This is a genomic window from Synechococcus sp. NOUM97013, assembly GCF_014279815.1.
Taxonomy (GTDB): domain Bacteria; phylum Cyanobacteriota; class Cyanobacteriia; order PCC-6307; family Cyanobiaceae; genus Synechococcus_C.
Map to the genome: position 1 here is coordinate 1,068,501 of NZ_CP047941.1, position 15,628 is coordinate 1,084,128.

Annotated in this window: 14 protein-coding genes; 9 read left to right on the forward strand and 5 right to left on the reverse strand. The window is 58.3% G+C overall.

Going from position 1 to position 15,628, the window contains the following annotated elements:
- Positions 1-127: 127 nt before the first annotated feature.
- Positions 128-1,408 (forward strand): hypothetical protein, encoded by a 1,281-nt coding sequence (locus SynNOUM97013_RS05570; RefSeq protein WP_186481131.1) that lies wholly within the window; start codon positions 128-130, stop codon positions 1,406-1,408.
- A 384-nt stretch (positions 1,409-1,792) separates the two neighbouring features.
- Here the strand turns inward: SynNOUM97013_RS05570 and SynNOUM97013_RS05575 are convergent, their stop codons facing one another.
- On the reverse strand, positions 1,793-2,038 hold the full coding sequence (locus SynNOUM97013_RS05575; protein WP_186481132.1) for a hypothetical protein: 246 nt from the start codon (positions 2,036-2,038) through the stop codon (positions 1,793-1,795).
- 72 nt (positions 2,039-2,110) lie between these two features.
- Positions 2,111-3,862 carry an ABC transporter ATP-binding protein gene (locus tag SynNOUM97013_RS05580; protein ID WP_186481133.1) on the reverse strand — a complete coding sequence of 584 codons (1,752 nt, stop codon included), beginning with the start codon at positions 3,860-3,862 and terminating at the stop codon, positions 2,111-2,113.
- Between the two features lie 227 nt (positions 3,863-4,089).
- Between SynNOUM97013_RS05580 and trpD the strand changes: the two genes are divergently transcribed.
- The 8 genes from trpD to SynNOUM97013_RS05620 all read left to right on the forward strand — a co-directional run bounded on the left by trpD (position 4,090) and on the right by SynNOUM97013_RS05620 (position 14,199).
- Positions 4,090-5,136, forward strand: a complete 1,047-nt coding sequence (gene trpD / locus SynNOUM97013_RS05585; protein ID WP_186481134.1) for an anthranilate phosphoribosyltransferase — start codon at positions 4,090-4,092, stop codon at positions 5,134-5,136.
- 34 nt (positions 5,137-5,170) lie between these two features.
- Complete coding sequence (gene carA, locus SynNOUM97013_RS05590) at positions 5,171-6,316, forward strand: glutamine-hydrolyzing carbamoyl-phosphate synthase small subunit (protein ID WP_186481135.1); 1,146 nt, start codon at positions 5,171-5,173, stop codon at positions 6,314-6,316.
- 73 nt (positions 6,317-6,389) lie between these two features.
- Positions 6,390-6,746: an STAS domain-containing protein gene (locus SynNOUM97013_RS05595; RefSeq protein ID WP_186481457.1), complete on the forward strand. Its 357-nt coding sequence runs from the start codon at positions 6,390-6,392 to the stop codon at positions 6,744-6,746.
- A complete protein-coding gene (locus SynNOUM97013_RS05600; RefSeq protein WP_186481136.1) occupies positions 6,743-7,153 on the forward strand; it encodes a ribonuclease III domain-containing protein in 411 nt (136 codons plus the stop codon). The genes SynNOUM97013_RS05595 and SynNOUM97013_RS05600 overlap by 4 nt, the downstream gene beginning before the upstream one ends.
- Before the next feature lie 11 nt (positions 7,154-7,164).
- On the forward strand, positions 7,165-8,703 hold the full coding sequence (gene rlmB, locus SynNOUM97013_RS05605; protein WP_186481137.1) for a 23S rRNA (guanosine(2251)-2'-O)-methyltransferase RlmB: 1,539 nt from the start codon (positions 7,165-7,167) through the stop codon (positions 8,701-8,703).
- A 102-nt stretch (positions 8,704-8,805) separates the two neighbouring features.
- On the forward strand, positions 8,806-9,051 hold the full coding sequence (locus tag SynNOUM97013_RS05610) for a DUF1816 domain-containing protein (protein ID WP_186481138.1): 246 nt from the start codon (positions 8,806-8,808) through the stop codon (positions 9,049-9,051).
- Between the two features lie 76 nt (positions 9,052-9,127).
- The gene (gatA, locus tag SynNOUM97013_RS05615) at positions 9,128-10,591 is read left to right on the forward strand and encodes an Asp-tRNA(Asn)/Glu-tRNA(Gln) amidotransferase subunit GatA (RefSeq protein WP_186481139.1); all 1,464 of its coding nucleotides are present in this window, start codon (positions 9,128-9,130) and stop codon (positions 10,589-10,591) included.
- Between the two features lie 86 nt (positions 10,592-10,677).
- On the forward strand, positions 10,678-14,199 hold the full coding sequence (locus tag SynNOUM97013_RS05620) for a DNA polymerase III subunit alpha (protein WP_186481140.1): 3,522 nt from the start codon (positions 10,678-10,680) through the stop codon (positions 14,197-14,199).
- 10 nt (positions 14,200-14,209) lie between these two features.
- On the opposite strand, the gene SynNOUM97013_RS05625 is transcribed toward SynNOUM97013_RS05620, so the two are convergent.
- From SynNOUM97013_RS05625 to ruvA, 3 genes are read right to left on the reverse strand one after another with little or no spacing between them, the layout of a single operon-like run.
- Positions 14,210-14,587: a PAM68 family protein gene (locus SynNOUM97013_RS05625; RefSeq protein ID WP_186481141.1), complete on the reverse strand. Its 378-nt coding sequence runs from the start codon at positions 14,585-14,587 to the stop codon at positions 14,210-14,212.
- Positions 14,588-14,613: 26 nt separating this feature from the next.
- Complete coding sequence (rpsO, locus tag SynNOUM97013_RS05630) at positions 14,614-14,883, reverse strand: 30S ribosomal protein S15 (protein WP_186468943.1); 270 nt, start codon at positions 14,881-14,883, stop codon at positions 14,614-14,616.
- Between the two features lie 56 nt (positions 14,884-14,939).
- Positions 14,940-15,587, reverse strand: a complete 648-nt coding sequence (ruvA, locus tag SynNOUM97013_RS05635) for a Holliday junction branch migration protein RuvA (protein ID WP_186481142.1) — start codon at positions 15,585-15,587, stop codon at positions 14,940-14,942.
- Positions 15,588-15,628: the final 41 nt, after the last annotated feature.

Sequence of the window (15,628 nt, forward strand, 5' to 3'; positions counted from 1 at the left end):
TGCCTGTCTGCCAATGAAGATCGGCTTGTTCATGTAATGGCGGAGACGCGCCGAATGGGCAAATGCGGATATAGTTGCCAGAAGATTTGCTCCAAAGCTAAAGTTTGAATGAATTCTAGTTGCTAATATGGATATCTCTTCGCCAAGTTTATGGGATAGTAATGTATTTTCTGATCCGCCAGCTAGGCCAAATTATTTCACAGATATTCACCCATTTGGTGGCGATAATGTGCTGACTAGTCTTGCAAAAGACTACATATACGATATTTTCCAGTTAACTCCGATCAAGTCAGATAATGGATCTCATTCTACTAATGAATTTGATATCGTTTCTGATGAGACAGTAGAGTCTGATGGAAAAGATGACATCATTATCGGTACAGGCATTGGTAATCCGACGGGACCGTTAGTGCGCGTCATTGATCCAGTTACAGGTGCTGACAGATTCAATCCCTTTTTTGCGTTCGAGCCAAGCTTCAACGGTGGTGTTCGGGTGTATGGCGCGGACGTCACCGGTGACGGCGAGCCTGACATCATTACTGCTCCAGGACCGGGTCGACCGGGTGAAGTCAGGGTCTGGGAGCTCATCGACGATAGAGCTGTTGAAAACATTGCTTATAATTTCTTCCCGTTTGGAGCAGATTACACCAGTGGCTTAGAAATCTCAGTGGGATCGATTACAGCTGCCGGAAAAATTGAAATTGCTGCAGCTCAAAGTTTTGGAGGGCTTGTCAGCATCTTTGGAGTGTCATCGACTGCTGCTAACCCTAGTCTGCTAGGAAGCGCTTTCAGTGGTGACACCGACTGGGAAACGGGATTTGTCAGGCCAAGACCGCTTAGACAATTGCGACCTTTTGGATCTACGTACCTTGGCGGCGTAACAATTGAGACGGCTGATGTCGGCACTTTGAGTGGAAGCAATGTGTCATCAGTCAATCCCGATGGCATCATGGAGCTTTTCTTGGGAAGCGGCTTCGGTATTCAGGCTCAGGTGAGGGGATACAACGGAACGACAGCTGGACCGACGCTCTTCAATTCATTCAATGTGATTCGAACTGGATATAATCGGGGCGTATCAGTCGCTCGTCTGCCATCGAGCACAGCAAATGCAGCTGATCGAATTCTTGTGTCAAGTGGTTTCGATGGAAACTCGCTGGTTGAAATTTATAACGGAAGAAATTCCACACGTGATAATAGTTTCCTTGCGTATGCTGGTAGCCGAGCAGAAGTGCTTAGTGCCGCGATTGATGACGATTTAATATTTAACGTACAGGGTTTGCTCGGAAAACAAGGTGGTGTGCAAAATGCGTTCTTACCATCTGATGAATCGCAATTCACGGTCACTCGCCCGTTGCCTCAGTCAAGAGTGATCTCTCCACCACTGCAGATTGCTATTCAGAGAAATTAAGGCTGAAATCATTTCTTACTGGAATTTTTTTCATGCGCTCAAGCTAGGTTTTGTCACCGATGGACGTTGATGCGTGAAGTTCTATCTCTCGGTCGCTGAGAAATGGTGCACGCCGCTTGCTCAGTTCACCGCTGCCACCATGATCCGCAGCCAGCGAGCTTTTTATTAGCCAGCAATCTTGAATCCCGATTGACAGAAACTCCATGGGGTGAGACACGACTGATGGCGAGAAAGCCATCGGCGACGATGACATACCATTTTTTTGATCGCTTCCCTGCATTTCGGATCAATCTGTAGGCGCCGCTTAGCTTCCACCGATGTTCATCAGCTTCGTTTGTTGGTTGATCTATTCTCAGTAAATCAACCAGCAGTAATGATCGGTAATCAGTTGGCGGGGTCGAAGCGAATGTGATTGAGCAGGGTGGTCACGAATGCGAACAGCAGAAACGGCAGGCTGAGCACCAGAATCAGGCCCACGCCGACGAGCGCGAACAGCGGACGCGATGAGCCCATCAGGGCCAGTCCTGCGGCCAGGCTGACGAAGATCACAGCCATCCAGGCCAGGATCTGACCGTAGATGTCACCGAAGGTGAGGGTGCAGCGAACTGTGAACGGGGTGCCTGACGTCATGATTCGGAGGCAGTGCCTCCAGCTAAGCCACTGCGACGGAATTTGTCGCCCGTTCATTGCGCAAGCGTTGCGTCAGGCAACTGACTCCAGCCGTTCTGCAGCCTGTTCCCGCTCCCAGAGACTGCGGTACAGGCCCGGTTGTTGGATCAATTCAGCGTGATGACCCTGCTGGACCAAACGTCCTTGATCCAACACAAGGATCCGGTCACAGGCCGCGGCAGCCGAAAGCTGATGACTGATCATCACGATCGTTCGGTTGGTCTGACGGCGAACCGAGGCCAAGATTTCAGCAGCAGTGTTGTTGTCCACGCTGGCAAGGGCGTCATCAAGCACTAACACCGGGGATTTGAGCAGGAGAGCTCGTCCCAAAGCCGTGCGTTGGCGTTGACCACCGCTCAAGGTGATGCCTCGTTCACCCACGAGGGTGTTCATGCCATCAGGGAAACCGCGGACGTCACCCAGCAAACGCGCCTGTTCCGCTGCCGCTTCAACACGTTCCATCGATGCGTCGGGTTCCCCGTAGCGAAGGTTGTCGGCAAGGCTGCTGGTGAACAGATATCCCTCCTGTGGAACCAGAGCGATTTGATCGCGCAGATCATTCAGTCGCAAGCGGGTGAGGTCGTGACGATCTAGAAATAATTGACCTTCCGGAACGTCGACCATGCGGCCAAGGGCTCGGGCCAGGGTGGTCTTGCCACAGCCCACAGGTCCAACGACGGCAACCAGTTCTCCCGATCGAATCTTGAAGCTGAGACCGTTCAATGTGTCCGTTTCACTGCCGTCGTAGCGGATGTGCAGATTGCGCGCCTCAAGGTCACCCCGCACAGGAAGTTCCAGCAGTTCCGGATCGCGCGGGTTGCGGATCATCGGGCGACGGGAGAGCAGTTCTTCAACCCGCTCGAGGCTCACCTGGCCGGTCTGCAGGGTGTTGAGGGTGAATCCGAGCAGAGCCGTTGGGATGACCAGAAGCTGCACGTAAAGAATCAGAGCCACAAGGCTTCCGATCGACAGCGTGTTCTGCTGAAGCTGGACACTGCCGAGGGCTAGCACCAGCAGAACGGAAATCGAAGAAATCCCTTCCAGCAGCGGGAATAACGTGCTGCGCGTCCGTGCCAGCTGGATGGCAGCATCCCGATAACTGCGGTTGCGTTGGTTGAACGCTTCCAGTTCCTGTTGTTCTTGGCTGTAAATCTTGATAGCAGCGATGCCGGAGAGATCTTCCTGGATCAGTTCGCTGAGCCCAGCTAAAGCCTCCTGTTGACGGCGCTGCTGGCGCATCATCCTCCCGCCAAACAGGCGCACGGCTCCCAGCATCACTGGGTATGGCGCGATCGCAGCCAGCGTGAGGCCAAGATCGATCCTCAGCATGGCTGGCAGCGTGAAGGAATAGGCCAGGGCGGTGTTCGTGAGGCTGAGAACGGCGAAGCCCAGCAGCCTGCGCACGTTCTCCACGTCGCTCGTGGCACGGCTGATCACTTCGCCACTGCCTGTCTGTTGAACCCATCCGGGCTCCTGCTGCAGCATGTGATCGAACAGCTTCTGACGCAGTTCGACCTCCACCTGTCGCCCGACACCGAAGACCAGCTGCCGGGAGATCAAACGCACCACCCCCATGGTGGTGGCCAGCAGCACAATCCAGCCGGCCTGAGCCAACACGTCCCTGTAGGCGAAGCCTTCCTGCAGGTCATCAATGACCCCTTTCACTTCGAGAGGGATGGTCACACTGAGGATGTTGACCACCACCAGCGCGATCGCGCCGAGCATCACCTTGCGTCGGTGAGGCTTCAGATACCGGCCGATCAGATCGAGGCGAAAGGCGGCCATCGCGGTCCCTGTACAGCCATCAACCTAGGCACTGACCAGATCTCACCGATGGGATCTCCCCCATGGCGATGCCAATGGTCTGCGTGTTCGCACCTCAGCGAACTGGCCATCCTTTCCTTTTTGAGGGATAGTGTTGATGTCCCCATCACCCGGCCCGGAGTGCATCTGCACCCGGGCTTTTTTCTGCCTGTGGTCTGACCGGGCTCAGGCTTCTTCTCTCCACATCCATGGTCTCTTCGACTCTTTCCTGGCCTCAGGCTCTGGAGCATCTGTTGAATGGAGGTGTGCTCAGCCCCAATGACGCTTCGGCGTTGATGGAGGCCTGGTTATCGGAAGACCTCACACCCGTGCAGACCGGCGCGTTTCTGGCGGCCCTGAGGGCGCGGGGTGTGAATGGTGCTGAACTTGGGGCCATGGCCTCGGTGCTGCGCGCAGCCTGTCCTTTGCCGGGTGCGCGGCCCGATCTGCTGATGGTCGACACCTGTGGCACTGGTGGTGACGGTGCCGACACGTTCAATATTTCAACGGCTGTGGCCTTCACCGCCGCAGCATGCGGTGCCTATGTGGCCAAACATGGCAACCGCAGCGCGAGCGGCAAGGTGGGTTCAGCGGATGTGTTGGAAGGTCTGGGTCTCCATCTCAAAGCTCCTGCGCAACAAGTGGTGGAGGCCCTGCCTGAGGCTGGTGTGACCTTTCTGTTTGCCCCTGCCTGGCACCCTGCTCTCGTGAGCCTGGCGCCTTTGCGTCGCAGTCTCGGCGTACGTACCGTCTTCAATCTGCTGGGTCCGCTCGTCAATCCCCTAAGGCCCAATGGCCAGGTGCTGGGTGTTGCGACGGATGATCTGCTCGATCCCATGGCTGAAGCCCTCTGCGCGCTCGGCCAGAAGCGCGCCGTGGTAGTGCATGGAGCGGGCGGTTTGGATGAAGCTTCCCTTGCTGGCCCCAATCCGGTGCGCATTCTTGAGGATGGGGTCATTCGCAGTGAGATGCTTTCGCCTGCCGATCTCGGGCTTGAGGAGGCTCCTCTCGAGGCTTTGCGAGGAGGTGATCTCGCCTGCAATCAGGCCATCCTCAGTGATCTGCTTCAGGGCCGTGGCACCAAGGCGCAGTCTGAAGTGGTGGCTTTCAACACCGCACTCGTGCTCTGGGTCGCCGGTGTCGAGATGGATCTCAAAGCCGGAGCTCAGCAGGCGCTGTTGGTGCTGCGAGATGGCTTGGCCTGGGATCGCCTTCAGCGTTTGAGCAAGGCCCTGACCCCCGCCGAGGGAGGATGAGCACACGAGCGTTGCTGAAGGGACCGGTCTGCTCATGACTGCTGCTGCATCCAGGGAGCCGGCGTTGCTGGTGTTGTCCGATGGAACGGTGTTTACGGGGCTGGCGTGTGGAGCCCCTGGCAGCGTGGTGGGAGAGGTCGTTTTCAACACGGGAATGACCGGATATCAGGAGGTGATGACCGATCCCAGTTATTCGGGGCAACTGGTCACTTTCACCTACCCCGAGCTGGGCAACACCGGTGTCAATCCGGACGATCAGGAAGCTGACAAGCCCCATGCCAAAGGGCTGATCGCGCGTCAGATGGCTCCCTTGGCCAGCAATTGGCGCTCTCAGCAAAGTCTTCAGGACTGGTTGGCGGGCCATGGCGTGATCGGCATTCATGGCATCGACACGCGTGCTCTGGTCCGCCATCTGCGCGAGACCGGTGCCATGAATGGCGTGATCAGTTCCGATGGTCGCTCACCAGCAGAGCTGCTGGAGCAAGTGCGGTCGGCTCCGTCGATGGAAGGCCTGAACCTGGCTGACAAGGTCACGACCTCTGAGCCCTATTCCTGCAGTGAGCCCTGCGCTGTGGATTTTGACCGGCGTCTTCAGAGCGGGAGACCCCAGGATCCCTACCGCGTGGTGGCCATCGATTTCGGAATCAAGCGCGCGATTCTTGATCGCCTGGTCGGTCACGGTTGCTCGGTGATTGTTCTGCCGGCATCAACAGACCTTGACACGGTGTTGTCCCATCAGCCCGAGGGCGTGTTCCTCTCCAATGGGCCTGGAGATCCTGCAGCGGTCACCCATGGCATCGAGCTGGCCAAAGGGCTGTTGCAGCAGCAGAATCTACCGCTGTTTGGAATCTGCCTTGGCCATCAGATCCTCGGACTGGCGATGGGGGGATCCACCTTCAAGCTGGGCTACGGACATCGAGGCCTCAACCACCCTTGCGGAACCACAGGACAGGTGGAAATCACCAGCCAGAACCATGGCTTTGCCTTGGATGCGGCGACCCTGCCGGCCGACACAATCGAGGTCACGCATCTCAATCTCAATGACCGCACCGTTGCTGCGATGGCCCATCGCAGCCAGCCGATCTTTGGCGTTCAGTACCACCCCGAAGCCAGTCCTGGCCCCCACGATGCTGACCATCATTTCGCCAGGTTCGTTGCACTGATGTCAGATCGCCGCTGAACCGTGGTGCGAGGGGTGCAGCATCACTACACTTCGCACGACGCAAAGCGGGAGGTTTGGTCCCATCACTGAACTGCAGCGACTAACGGTTTCGCTCCGGGGCGGCTTTGAGCAGCAGGATTCCTGTCTGGTGTTTCATTTCACCGGTCAGTTGGATGCTTACTCCGAAAAGCAGTTCATCAGTTATGTAGGAGACGTTCTCAAGACGAACGCCTCACCGGCAGTGTTTGATCTCAGCAAGATCGACTTCCTTGATTCCTCCGGGCTTGGTGCACTGGTTCAGCTCGCCAAACAGTGCAAAGACGCCAAGCGCAGTTTCGTCGTCGTTGGCAATGCCCGCGTGCCCCAGACTGTGAAGCTGGTGCGTCTCGAGGGCTTCCTGCATCTGGTGAACGATTTGGAATCCGCTTTCACTCAACTGGCTGCTTGACCGACTGGATCCGGCTGCAGCACTCCCTTCCTGCAGGAGCGACCGATCTGGGGCCGCTCCAGCTTGCCTGGCTTGGAGATGCCGTTTGGGAGCTGCATCAACGTCTTCGACACTGCCGTCAGGCGGGAAGATCCAAAGATCTTCACCGTGCGGTGGTCTCGGAAGTTCGCGCCGATGCACAAGCGGCAGCGCTACAGCGTTTGGAGCCCTGGCTGACGGACGAGGAAAGAGATTTGGTCCGTCGAGGACGCAATCGTGCCGGTCGTGGTCCTCGCGGCGGTGACCCTGCGGCCTATGGCAAGGCCACGGGATTTGAGACAATGGTGGGCTGGCTCTTTTTGCAGAATCCAGCGCGGCTTGCCCAGCTACTGGATCGACTCGAGGAGACCGAATCAGCCCTGTCATAACCATCGATCTCATGAGCTCCCGTTTCGACCGCCGCCCACCACGTCCTTCTCGCGGTGGTGACTCAGGAGGTGGACGTCCGTCCCGTGGAGGGCCGCGTGGTCGGCGTCCGCGTCCAGAAGGTGGTTCTTCCTACGGACGTCGGCGTGATGGTGAAGACGGGGGTGGCGAGTCCTCCTGGCGAGGCTCCCGCGATGGCGGTGAGTTCCGCGGACGCCCTGCATCCCGTGGTGGGTCATTTCGAGGTTCCTCCCGCGACAGCGGCAGGCCGATGGTCCGTGGTGATCGCCGCGAGCGTCGTTTCGATGAGCGCTCAGGTGGAGACCGTCGCTTTGAATCTCGCCGCTTCGATGAGCGCCGTTCTGATGACAGGCGCTCTGATGAACGCCGTTTCGACGATCGCCGGTCCGGGGACCGTCGTTCTGGAGATCGCCGTTTTGATGAACGCCGCTCAGAGGATCGCCGGTTTGGTGATCGGCGCCCGGGTGGCCGTCGTTTCTCGGATGGAGAAGGCCGCGTCATGCGGTCAGGTCGATCGGAACGAGCTGACCAGCGTTTTGATGAACAACCCCGTGGTGAGGCCAGTGCGCATGGTTCCGAGGGTGTAGCCGATGATCTGCTTTGGGGACGTCACGCCACCCAGGCAGCATTGGAGGCCGGACGGCCCATCCATCGCATCTGGTGCACCAGTGAGATGCGAAGCGCTCCAAAGTTCATGGCGTTACTGCGGGATGCGAAAGCCTCTGGCGTCCTGGTGGAGGAAGTCACTTGGGCGCGTCTGGCTCAGATGACCGGTGGTGCGGTGCACCAGGGCATTGCCCTGCAAACGGCTGCGGCCGACACCCTGAACCTGGAGGATCTTGTGGAGGGCTGCGCTGCGTTGCAGGAAGCGCCTCTGCTGCTCGCTCTCGACGGTCTCACGGACCCCCATAACCTCGGGGCGATCGTTCGTTCCGCTGAAGCGCTTGGCGCCCATGGCGTGGTGTTGCCGCAGCGGCGCAGTGCGGGTCTGACCGGTTCAGTGGCCAAGGTGGCTGCGGGCGCCTTGGAACATCTTCCTGTGGCTCGCGTCGTCAATCTCAACCGGTCGTTGGAGACCTTGAAGGATGCCGGCTACCGGGTGATCGGTCTGGCTGAAGAAGGGGATCAGACCCTGGAGGAGGTGGATCTTGACGGTCCGTTAGTCGTGGTCACTGGCTCCGAGGGCCAAGGACTGTCGATGCTGACCCGACGCCATTGCGATCAGTTGATTCGGATCCCTCTTCGCGGTGTGACCCCGAGCCTGAATGCCTCGGTTGCCACTGCGCTCTGTCTGTATGAGGTGGCGCGTCGGGGTTGGATGAAAGGTCTGTCGGGCCAGAACCCCTCACCTCCGATTGTTCGCCCGCAGCTGTCTGTGGCCCATCTGCAGTCCCCAGAAGCGCCAGAGGCCAAGGCGGATGATGCGCAGACTCAGCCGGAGGTGGCCGACCCAGATCCAGGTGTGGACCTGCAGATGGAACGCCCCGCCGAAGCGGTGTCCACCACCTTTGACGGCAGCATTGATCTCTAGCGACCGCTGCTGATCATGACCACGGTCTCTGACGAGCGTTGGTTGGCCCGCTACCGCCAACGCTGAATCAAGGCACAATGTCGAAGTCTTCACTGCTCCGACATGAGCCCGCTGACTCGACCGATGCGCTCGCTTGCCAACGGTCTCGGACTCGCTTGGTGGGCTCGGGTTCAGACCCAAAGCCCCGATGTCACGTACTGGTTTGGTCCCTTCGTGCGGCGCTCCACCCTTGAACGAGAGCTCTCCCCCTTCCTGGACGATCTCAAATCGGAAGCTCCTGGATCGTTGGAGCACTCCGTGCTGCGCTGCCGACGCAGTGAGCCCTTCACCATCGAATCAGCATCCTGATGGGTGCTGATGGCTGGCAGCTGGCTGATTGCTTGCACCTGGCTGATAGCGTCGCATCTGCACGAAAGTCCTGACCATGGCGATCGCCGAATGGCGTCAGCAACTGGCAAACGGTGAGGTGTCCGCTCGCGAACTCACCGACCATCACCTGGCCAGGATCGAGGCGGTCGATCCCAGTCTCCATGCCTTTCTGGAGGTCACAGCTGAGCGTGCCCGTGCTGATGCTGATCGCATTGATGAAGCGCGTTGTGCTGGCGAAGAGCTGCCGCCCCTCGCTGGGGTTCCTCTCGCGATCAAGGACAATCTCTGCACCAAAGGGGTCCGCACCACCTGCTCCAGCCACATGCTTGAGCACTTTGTTCCTCCCTATGAGTCAACGGTGACCAACCGGCTCTGGGCATCTGGAGCTGTTTTGCTCGGTAAGACCAATCTCGATGAATTCGCCATGGGCGGATCCACAGAGACTTCGGCGTTCGGACCGACAGCCAATCCTTGGAACACCGACCATGTGCCAGGGGGTAGTTCCGGTGGCAGCGCGGCCGCAGTGGCGTCCGGTGAATGCTTGGCCTCGATTGGTTCCGACACCGGTGGTTCGATTCGTCAACCTGCGTCCTTCTGCGGTGTCGTGGGTCTGAAACCCACCTACGGACGCGTCAGCCGTTACGGATTGGTGGCTTTTGCCAGTTCGCTTGATCAGGTGGGCCCGTTCACCTCGACCGTTGCTGATGCAGCGGAATTGCTGCAGGTGATAGCCGGTGAGGATCCACGCGATTCCACTTGTCTCAAGGCTCCTGTTCCTGACTACAGCGCAGCACTGAACGCACCGATTGATGGATTGCGCGTCGGACTGGTTCGGGAATGTTTCGATCAGGAGGGTTTGGATCCTCAGGTGAAGGCATCGGTGCTGGCGGCTGCCGATCAGCTGCAGGCCTTGGGGGCTGAACTGGTCGACGTCTCATGTCCGCGGTTCAACGACGGCATTGCCACTTATTACGTGATTGCTCCGTCGGAGGCGTCCGCCAACCTTGCGCGTTACGACGGCGTCAAATATGGCTACAGGGCTGAGGATGCCGCTTCGCTCGCTGCAATGACGGCCAAAAGCCGTGCTGAGGGGTTTGGCAGCGAAGTGCAGCGACGGATTCTGATTGGCACCTATGCCCTGTCGGCCGGTTACGTGGACGCCTACTACAAGAAGGCGCAGCAGGTGCGCACCTTGATCCGCCGCGATTTCGACGCGGCCTTCCAAGGGGTGGACGTGCTGCTGACTCCCACGGCACCCGGCACGGCATTCCGCAATGGCTCCCATGCGGATGACCCGCTGGCGATGTATCTGGCGGATCTGCTGACGATTCCTGCCAACCTGGCTGGCCTGCCTGCTATCAGCGTTCCTTGCGGCTTCGACAACGGAGGTCTGCCAATTGGTGTTCAGCTGATCGGCAATGTGTTGGAAGAGCCTCGTCTTCTTCAGGTGGCGCATCAGTACGAACTGTCGGCGTCTGTGATGAAGTCCCGGCCAGAGGCAGCTTTCGTGCCTGCCTAAGGTCCTTTTTTGCTGCAAAACACTGCATCTGGTGTGGAGTGTCTGCTGTGACCGCTGCATCTTGCGCGGCGGCCTAGGCTGGTTCTATGGCATTTGTTCCCCTTCACAACCACAGCGACTACAGCCTGCTGGATGGTGCGTCTCAGCTGCCCCAGATGGTGGAGAGGGCAAAGGAGCTTGGAATGCCGGCTCTGGCCCTCACCGACCACGGGGTGATGTACGGCGCTGTCGAGCTGCTGAAGCTGTGTAAGGGGACGGGAGTCAAGCCGATCATCGGCAATGAGATGTATGTCATCAATGGTTCGATTGATGACCCTCAACCCAAGAAAGAGCGTCGCTACCACCTGGTGGTGCTGGCCAAGAATGCCGTCGGCTACCGCAATTTGGTCAAGCTCACCAGCATCAGTCACCTTCGGGGGATGCGAGGCCGCGGCATTTTCTCGCGCGCCTGCATCGATAAACATCTCCTGCAGCAATACAGCGAAGGGCTGATCGTCGCCACCGCTTGTCTCGGTGGAGAAATCCCGCAGGCGATCATGCGGGAACGGCCCGATGTGGCCCGAGATGTGGCCCGTTGGTATCAGGAGGTATTCGGCGACGATTTCTATCTTGAGATTCAGGATCATGGATCTCCTGAAGATCGCATCGTCAATGTCGAGATCGTCAAGATCGCGCGTGAACTGGGGATCAAGGTGGTGGCCACCAACGATGCCCACTACCTCACTCGCAATGACGTTGAGGCCCATGACGCGCTGCTCTGCGTGCTCACCGGAAAGCTGATCAGCGATGAGAAGCGTCTTCGCTACACGGGGACGGAATATCTCAAAACTGAAGAGGAGATGGGGCGCTTGTTTGCTGATCACCTCGAGCCGGATGTGGTTCAGGAGGCGATTGCCAACACGGTGGCTGTGGCCGAAAAAGTTGAGGACTACGACATCCTCGGCCGCTATCAGATGCCGCGTTTCCCGATCCCTGAAGGCCACACACCGGTCACCTATCTGCGCGAGGTGACGGAGCAGGGCCTTCGTGATCGCCTTGGTCTTTCATCGGCCGACAGCATTGACGAGGGCTATGCCGAGCGCATGGCTTATGAACTGCAGATCATGGAGCAGATGGGGTTTCCCACTTACTTCCTGGTGGTGTGGGACTACATCCGCTTCGCACGTGAACAGAACATTCCGGTTGGCCCTGGTCGTGGTTCCGCTGCCGGATCTCTTGTGGCGTATGCGCTGGGCATCACCAATATCGATCCGGTGAGTAACGGACTCCTGTTTGAGCGTTTTCTCAACCCAGAACGCAAGTCGATGCCTGATATCGACACCGACTTCTGCATTGAGCGTCGTGGTGAGGTGATCGACTACGTCACACGTCGCTACGGCGAAGAAAAGGTGGCGCAGATCATCACCTTCAACCGGATGACGTCGAAGGCGGTGTTGAAAGACGTGGCCCGGGTGCTCGACATTCCCTATGGCGATGCTGATCGCCTGGCCAAACTGATCCCAGTGGTGCGGGGCAAGCCGGCCAAGCTCAAGGCGATGATCGGGGATGAATCCCCAAACCCCGACTTCAAGGAGCGGTACGACAAAGACCCGATCGTGAAGCGTTGGGTGGATATGGCGATGCGCATCGAGGGCACCAATAAAACCTTCGGTGTTCACGCCGCTGGAGTGGTGATTGCTGCCGACCCTCTCGATGAACTGGTTCCTCTTCAGCGCAACAACGATGGCCAGGTGATCACGCAGTACTTCATGGAAGACGTGGAGTCGATGGGTCTGTTGAAGATGGATTTTCTGGGGTTGAAGAACCTCACGATGATCGACAAGACTCTGGAGCTGGTGGAGCAGAGCAGCGGTGAACGCATCGACCCCGATCAGCTACCACCGCAGGATGAGGGCACCTTTGACTTACTGGCCCGCGGCGACCTTGAAGGGATTTTCCAGCTTGAATCCACGGGGATGCGACAGATCGTGCGTGATCTGAAGCCATCGTCGCTTGAAGATATTTCCTCGATCCTGGCGCTCTACCGACCCGGTCCTCTGGATGCGGGGCTGATTCCCAAGTTCATCAACCGCAAGCACGGTCGTGAAGCCATTGACTTCGCCCACAGCACTCTGGAACCAATCCTGAGCGAGACCTACGGGATCATGGTGTATCAGGAGCAGATCATGCGCATTGCACAGGATCTAGCCGGCTATTCCCTTGGAGAAGCTGATCTTCTCCGTCGTGCCATGGGAAAGAAAAAGGTGTCAGAGATGCAGAAGCATCGCGGCATCTTCGTGAAAGGTGCAACGGAACGCGGCGTGGATGAGAAGGTCGCCGATGAATTGTTTGACCAGATGGTGCTTTTCGCTGAGTACTGCTTCAACAAGAGCCACTCCACGGCTTATGGAGCAGTTACGTATCAGACGGCCTATCTGAAGGCGCATTATCCAGTCGCTTACATGGCGGCACTGCTCACCGTGAATGCAGGTGCCAGCGACAAAGTGCAGCGCTACATCTCGAACTGCAATGCCATGGGTATCGAGGTGATGCCGCCCGATGTGAATGCTTCGGGAACGGACTTCACACCAGTGGACAACCGAATTCTGTTTGGCCTTTCGGCAGTCCGCAATTTGGGTGATGGGGCCATCCGGGCTCTGATCCGCTCCCGCCAATCCGATGGCGCGTTCCAGTCGCTGGCGGATTTGTGTGATCGTGTGCCCTCCAGTGTTGTCAATCGGCGCAGCCTGGAAGCTCTGATCCACTGTGGTGCTCTTGATGCCCTAGAGCCTCAGGCCAATCGGGCTCAGTTGATCGCGGATTTGGATCTGTTGATCGACTGGGCCGGATCCCGAGCCCGTGATCGCGCCAGTGGTCAGGGCAACCTCTTTGATCTGATGGCAGCCCCTGCCGATGATGCATCAGACGGCACGACCGATCTGAGTTTGGCTCCGAAGGCCGCTCCGGTGAAGGACTATCACCCCAGTGAAAAGCTGAAGCTGGAAAAAGATTTGGTGGGCTTTTACCTGTCTGATCATCCGCTCAAACAACTCACGGCACCGGCTCGGTTGTTGGCGCCCATCGGTTTGGGAAGCCTGGAAGAGCAGGCCGATAAAGCCAAGGTGAGTGCGATTGCCATGGTGAGTGAGATGCGTCAGGTCACCACGCGCAAGGGCGACCGGATGGCGATTCTTCAGCTCGAGGATCTCACCGGTTCCTGTGAGGCGGTGGTGTTCCCCAAGAGTTACGCGCGTCTCGCTGATCATCTGATGGCTGAGGCACGTCTGCTGATCTGGGCGGCGGTGGACCGTCGCGATGAACGCGTGCAATTGATCGTGGATGACTGCCGGGCCATCGACGACCTGCGCCTTCTGCTCGTCGAGCTCGACCCTGATCAGGCTTGTGATGTGGCGGTTCAGCACAAGCTGAGGGAATGTCTCCATGCCCATCGACCCGATCAGGACGAGCTGGGTGTCAGGGTGCCTGTGGTTGCCGCCGTGCGTCGGGGTCCAGAGGTGAAATATGTCCGCCTTGGCCCACAGTTCTGTGTGAAGGATGTGGTGGCTGCGCGCAAACACCTGCAAGACAGCTCTTTCAACGTCAGCTGCAGTGATCCGTTGCTGAATTAAACCGGAACACTCAACTCTGTTTCTTCGCTTTGATCGAGCTGCGCAGGCGTTGAAGGTTTGGTTTCAGGTGTTCCAGTCCCAGTAGGCTTCCAGGCTGGGGTTCCCAGCTGGCGGAGAGCACGCCATAGCTGAGACCGATCAGTCCAAGCAGAAAAAAGAAACCGGAGGCCACCAGCGTGATCCCTGGCGGTATATCGAGAATGCCTCGACTGACCAGTAGGTAACTGATCACAAAAACGGCCATCCCCAGCACGGAGGGGACCCCGGTGGAGATGGCGACGCGACGTGCCATACGGTCCGCAACCTCGCGGGGAATTCCTTGACTCCCACCGGAGGGTGAGGCCGAACGTCGCGGTTCGAAAGGGAGCGGATCGCGTCGTTCAGCCATGGATCGTGAAAACTGCCGGGTGCGGCTCAGCCGCGGATACCCAGTTTGGCGATCAGGCTGGTGTACCGCTGCTCGCTCTTGCCACGCACGTAGCTGAGAAGGCGCTTGCGTCGGCCGATCATCTTCAGCAGACCCTGACGGGAGGAATAGTCGTGGATGTTCTGCTGCAGGTGGCTGCTGAGCTTCGAGATGCGCTCGCTCAACATCGCCACTTGAACCTCTGCCGATCCTGTGTCGGTGGCGTGGGTTTGGTGCGTGTTGATCAGCTGCTGCTTTTCAGTGGTATCGAGCGACATGCGCGGCGTCTTGCCCAGACAGTGCAAACAACCAATTTACCTTCTCGAGGTCCCTGTCAGGCCGATTGGCTCAACCAGCGCAAGCTGGCGCGTAACCAACCCTCAGCGTCGTTGGCGTCAGGCAGGTCAGTGGCCGAGGCGACGGCACGCATGGCACGCCTGATTTCCAGGTCTTCGTAGCCGAGCGTTTCCAGAGTGAGTTGAAGTTCCTGCAGCGATTCCGGATGGATCGGCAGAGCTTGCACGTCGCTGCGATCGACGAGGGACAAGCTGGGCTCTTCACTGCTTGGAGCCCACGCACCTAAACGATCCCGCAGCTCCACGGCGATCCTCTCTGCCGTGCGCTTGCCGACGCCCTGGGCTTGTGTCAGGCGTTTCAGATCGCCATCGATGATGGCGGCCACCAAATCGGCGGCTGTGCAGCTATCGAGCAATGACAAAGCCACTTGCGGGCCGACGCCATTAACGCCGATCAAGGTCCTGAACAGATCCCGGTCCATCTGTAACGGGAATCCATACAGGTGCGAGCCGTCCTCGCGATGGACCTGATGAATCCAGAGTGTGCAGCTGTCTCCATCAACTGATGTTTGATCCCGACGGGTGAGTTGCACCTCATAGCCCACGCCTCCGCAGGCGATCACCAAGCCGTGGCGTCCACCCTGCTCCCACGTCTGGATGCGTTCGCCTTGAAGCCAACCGATCACGACGGTCTCCAGGGATGAATGGGCGAATTCACGTGGACTTC